Source organism: Pseudomonas sp. R62 (genome assembly GCF_000257605.1).
GTDB lineage: Bacteria > Pseudomonadota > Gammaproteobacteria > Pseudomonadales > Pseudomonadaceae > Aquipseudomonas > Aquipseudomonas atacamensis.
This window is the reverse complement of sequence record NZ_JH635998.1, coordinates 2284732-2289657: the sequence shown is the minus strand read 5'-3', so window position 1 is coordinate 2289657 and position 4926 is coordinate 2284732. Positions and strand designations below refer to the sequence as shown.

Sequence of the window (4926 nt, the reverse complement as noted above, 5' to 3'; positions counted from 1 at the left end):
CGGGGCCATGAAGTACGCGGTGTAGATCGCCGCAGCGACGGCCAATGGTGCGGCCAGCAGCATGGCGTAGAACGCGGCCTTCAGAGTGCCGAAGGTCAGTGGCGAGAGGCTCAGTTTCGGTTCGAAATCGGTGTTGGCGGCGGTCGACTGCCAGACGTATTTAGGCTCGTCGTAGTTCTCGTACCAGACCTTGCTCCACAGCGCGCTCCACGATACTTCCGGATGCGGATTGTCGAGCAGCAACGGCTGCAGCTTGCCGCCGGCTTCGACGATCACTCGGTTGGCGCGCGGCGACAGACCGAACAGGCCCTGGCCTTCAACCACCTGATCGACCAGCAACGTGCGGTGTGCAGTGCTGTGGAACACGCCGAGCTTGCCGCTGGCATCAAGGGCGAGGAAGCCTTTGCGGCGCTCTTCGGCAGCGATTTCAACGATCGGCGTGGTGCCCATCTGGAAGGTGCGGATCTGCTTCAGACGCTGCTCGCCATCGGTATCGCGGGCCATGAACCACTGGGCCAGACCGCCCTTGGAATCGCCGACGATCAGCGAGATACCGCCGACCAGCTGCGCGGTGGCAGTGACTTGGGCGTCAGCGTTTTCCAGCAGTTTGTAGCGCCCGTTGAGGCTCTTGTCGCGCAGGCTGAACACGTCGGCCTGGGCACGCCCGTTGACCACGTACAGCCACTGCTGGCGCGGGTCGACGAAGATGTTTTTCACCGGCTCGGTCATCTGCGGCAGATCGATGCGCGTCTGCTCGTTGGTGACCTCGCCGGTCATCATGTTTTCTTCGCTGGTCAGCGACAGCACATTGAGTTGCGAGCCGGTGGAGCCGACCAGCATCAGCGTCGAGTCGGTGGCATTGAGGCTGACATGCTCCAGCGCGCCGCCGCTTTCGTTCAGCGCGATCGGTGCTTCGCCATAGGGATATTCGATGGCCGGGCTGATGGTTTTCTTGCCATCGGGGTAGCTGACTTTATAGGTATGACGGAACACCAGCGCCTGACCGTTGGACAGCCCCACGGCCACCAGCGGATGACCCGGCTGGTCTTCGCCAATAGATGTCACGGTAGCGCCCGCAGGCAGCGGCAGATCGACACGCCTCAATTCAGCGCCACTGTCGAGATCGAAGAACAGCGCCTGGCCCTTGTCGGATACACGCATGGCCACCTGATTCTGCTCTTCGAGCGAGATCATCAGCGGCTTGCCCGCGTCCTGCATCCAGGCCGGGGTGATCGAGTCTTTCGCGGTCAGGTCGGCACCTTGAAACAACGGCGCTACAACGTAAGCGAGGAAGAAGAAGATCAGGGTGATGGCCGCCAGCACCGCCAGGCCGCCGACGAGGACGTACCAACGGGTGAAGCGATCCTTGAGCGCGCGGATGCGGCGCTTGCGTTGCAGCTCAGGCGTATTGAAATCAATGCGCTTGGGAGGGGAAGACGTAGTCATTGGGGAATTGGCCAGATCATTCATGCGCACACCCTAGCGATCCTGTATGACAGAAAGATGACAGTGCAGTGACGCAGCAAATCCGCCAGCCGGAAGTCCGGCAGCGGAGTCGAAAATTTGGTGGTTGCAGGAGCGCGTCTGTTCGCCAAGGCGTCGGGTCAGTCACATCGATGCTGCATGTGCCCCCCCTTCGCGAGCAGGCTCGCTCCCACAGGAGTCCGGCTTCAGGCCGGCCTCAGGGTGTTACTTCTTGGCGACAGCGCCGCCTTCTTGCAGACCGAGGTCAGCCAGTGCCTTGGCGGCAACCTTGGCTGGCAGCGGGATGTAGCCGTCTTTCACTACCACTTCCTGGCCCTGTTTCGACAGCACCAGCTTCACGAACTCGGCTTCCAGCGGGGCCAGAGGCTTGTTCGGGGCTTTGTTGACGTAAACGTAGAGGAAGCGCGACAGCGGATACTTGCCGTTCAGGGCGTTTTCTTCGGTGTCTTCGATGAACTCGCCGCCTTCTTTCTTGGCCAGGGCGACGGTTTTCACGCTGGCAGTTTTGTAGCCGATGCCCGAGTAGCCGACGCCGTTAAGCGAGCTGCTGATCGACTGCACCACCGACGCCGAACCTGGTTGTTCGTTGACGTTCGGCTTGTAGTCGCCTTTGCACAGGGCTTCTTCCTTGAAGTAGCCGTAAGTGCCGGACACCGAGTTACGGCCGAACAGCTGAACCGGCTTGTTGGCCAGGTCACCGGTCACGCCCAGGTCACCCCAGGTCTTGACGTCAGCTTTGGCACCGCACAGGCGCGTCGAGGAGAAGATCGCATCGACCTGAGCCATGGTCAGGTGCTTGATCGGGTTGTCCTTGTGCACGAACACGGCCAGGGCATCCACGGCAACCGGGATCGCCGTCGGCTTGTAGCCGTACTTCTGTTCGAAAGCCTGCAGTTCGTTGTCCTTCATCTTGCGGCTCATCGGGCCCAGGTTGGCGGTGCCTTCGGTGAGTGCAGGTGGCGCGGTGGAAGAACCGGCAGCCTGAATCTGGATGTTGACGTTCGGGTATTCTTTTTTGTAGTTCTCAGCCCACAGGGTCATGAGGTTGGCCAGGGTATCGGAACCGACGCTGGACAGGTTGCCCGACACACCAGTGGTCTTGGTGTAGCTCGGGATAGCAGGGTCAACAGCGGCGAACGCGTTGGCAGTCGCAACGCCAGCAGCGACAAAAGTCATTGCCGCCATCAAACGCTTCAGTTTCATGCCTTACTCCTAGCAGATAGGGTGTGTTAAGTCGGGGCCAAGTATCAGCAGGCCATGTGAACACTCTATGGCTGAAATATGACAATTGGATGAAAGGCCAGCATGTCGCGACAGATCGTTCCCACGCTCTGCGTGGGAACGCCGCCATGGACGCTCTGCGTCCGCATTTGAGACGTGACGCGGAGCGTCACAGGATGCGTTCCCACGCGGAGCGTGGGAACGATCAGGCGGGAGAGAAAATCAACGCCCCTTCTTCCAGAGCCACGCCCCGACCAGAATCCCCATCCCGCACAGCACTGCCACATAGTAAGCAGGCCCCATCGCGCTTTCCTTCAGCAGCAGGCTCACCACCATCGGCGTCAAGCCACCGAAGATCGCGTACGCGACGTTGTACGAGAACGACAAGCCACTGAAGCGAACCACCGGCGGGAACGCTTTGACCATCACGTACGGCACCGCGCCGATGGTACCGACCAGCAAACCGGTCAGTGCGTACAGCGGGAACAGCCAGTCCGGGTGGTCGGCGAGGCTGTGGTAGAAGGTCCAGGAGCTGATCAGCAGGCCCAGGCAACCGAACACGAATACGCGACCGGCGCCGAAGCGATCAGCCAGTGCGCCGGCGCCAATGCAGCCGAGACTGAGGAAGACGATGGCCAGGCTGTTGGCTTGCAGCGCCGTGGTCGGCGAGAAGTGGTAGACCGTTTGCAGCACGGTCGGGGTCATCAGGATCACTACGACGACGCCGGCCGACAGCAGCCAGGTCAGCAGCATCGAAATGGCGATGGCGCCGCGATGATCCCGCAGCACCGCGCGCAACGGCACTTCTTCTGCCAGTGCCTTGCGCAGTTGCAGTTCGGCGAACACCGGAGTTTCGTGCAGCCAGCGACGCAGGTATACCGAGAACAGGCCGAACACGCCGCCGAGCAGGAACGGGATCCGCCAGGCGTAATCCGACACTTCGGCTGGCGTATAAATGCTGTTGATCGCCGTGGCGACCAGCGAGCCGAGGAGGATACCGGCAGTCAAACCGCTGGTGAGCGTGCCGCAGGCATAACCGATGTGCTTTTGCGGTACGTGTTCGGAAACGAAGACCCACGCTCCCGGCACCTCGCCGCCAATCGCCGCGCCCTGGATCACCCGCATCAGCAGCAACAGGATCGGCGCCCAGATGCCGATCTGCGCGTAGGTCGGCAGCAGGCCCATGATCAGGGTTGGCACGGCCATCATGAAAATGCTCAGGGTGAACATTTTCTTGCGCCCCAGCAGGTCACCGAAGTGCGCCATGACGATGCCGCCCAAAGGGCGCGCCAGATAGCCCGCAGCAAAGATGCCGAAGGTCTGCATCAAGCGCAGCCACTCGGGCATGTCGGCCGGGAAGAACAGCTTGCCGACGACGGTGGCGAAGAAGACGAAGATGATGAAATCGTAGAACTCCAGCGCCCCGCCGAGGGCGGACAGCGACAGAGTCTTGTAATCATTGCGGGTCAACGGTCGTGCGGGTTGCTCGGGCTGCGCGAGGCTCGAAGGCGCTGTGGTCATGGCAAGGGCTTCTCTTATAGTCGAATCTGTCGCCACAACAACGCTGGCGGTGGCTCGGACAGGTTCGGCACCATAGCAAATTGTTCGAAAAAGCACATAGAGGCGCGTAATTGACGGTCGAAATCAGAACCGGGTGGTCGTCGCGGGGTCTATCGACCGATATACTCGCCACCTGCGCAGGATTTGTAAGAGGTTGCTGTGCGAAAACGTTGTTGGCCCGTCCTTTGCTCGGGATTTAGCCTTTTTCGCAGAGTTTCCCTTTAGGCGCCTGATGGAAAACGTGACGAACGCAGTGTGTTCGGTGTTGAATCGTTTTTCTTGAAGACGGCTACCACCCGCAATACCCACGAAGAGTCACGGGTCAGAGGCCCCTCGGCATGATAGAGCTCGAACAAGAAGATCCGATCCCACAGGGCGACCTGGCCCTGCAAATCACCGCACTTCCCCGCGAAACCAACGGCTTTGGCGATATTTTCGGCGGCTGGCTGGTCGCGCAGATGGATCTGGCCGGCACCGCCATGGCCAGCCGGGTGGCCGGTGGCCGCGTTGCCACTGTCGCCATCGACCGCATGGCGTTTCTCGTCCCGGTCGCGGTCGGCGCGCAATTGTCCTTTTATACCCAGACCCTGGAAATCGGCCGCAGCTCGATCCAGATGATGGTCGAAGTGTGGAGCGATGACCCACTCTCCAGCGAATGGC

General features: G+C 60.8%; 3 protein-coding genes and 1 pseudogene. 1 reads left to right on the top strand and 3 read right to left on the bottom strand.

Features of this window, described 5'->3' with window-relative positions:
• The 3 genes and pseudogenes from OQK_RS11275 to OQK_RS11265 form a co-directional block, all read right to left on the bottom strand.
• Positions 1-1470: pseudogene (locus OQK_RS11275) on the bottom strand (ABC transporter permease subunit); the annotation flags it as partial.
• Positions 1471-1689: 219 nt separating this feature from the next.
• Positions 1690-2688 (bottom strand): phosphate ABC transporter substrate-binding protein PstS, encoded by a 999-nt coding sequence (locus OQK_RS11270; RefSeq protein WP_016772480.1) that lies wholly within the window; start codon positions 2686-2688, stop codon positions 1690-1692.
• Between the two features lie 240 nt (positions 2689-2928).
• The gene (locus OQK_RS11265) at positions 2929-4227 is read right to left on the bottom strand and encodes an MFS transporter (protein WP_016772479.1); all 1299 of its coding nucleotides are present in this window, start codon (positions 4225-4227) and stop codon (positions 2929-2931) included.
• Positions 4228-4604: 377 nt separating this feature from the next.
• Between OQK_RS11265 and OQK_RS11260 the strand changes: the two genes are divergently transcribed.
• Positions 4605-4926 (top strand): acyl-CoA thioesterase (locus OQK_RS11260; RefSeq protein WP_016772478.1); only part of this gene is annotated, 322 nt, incomplete at its 3' end.

Coding starts and splice junctions, on each gene's coding strand:
- OQK_RS11270 (WP_016772480.1), bottom strand. CDS start 2,688: ATGAAACTGAAGCGTTTGATGGCGGCAATGACTTTTGTCGCTGCTGGC.
- OQK_RS11265 (WP_016772479.1), bottom strand. CDS start 4,227: ATGACCACAGCGCCTTCGAGCCTCGCGCAGCCCGAGCAACCCGCACGA.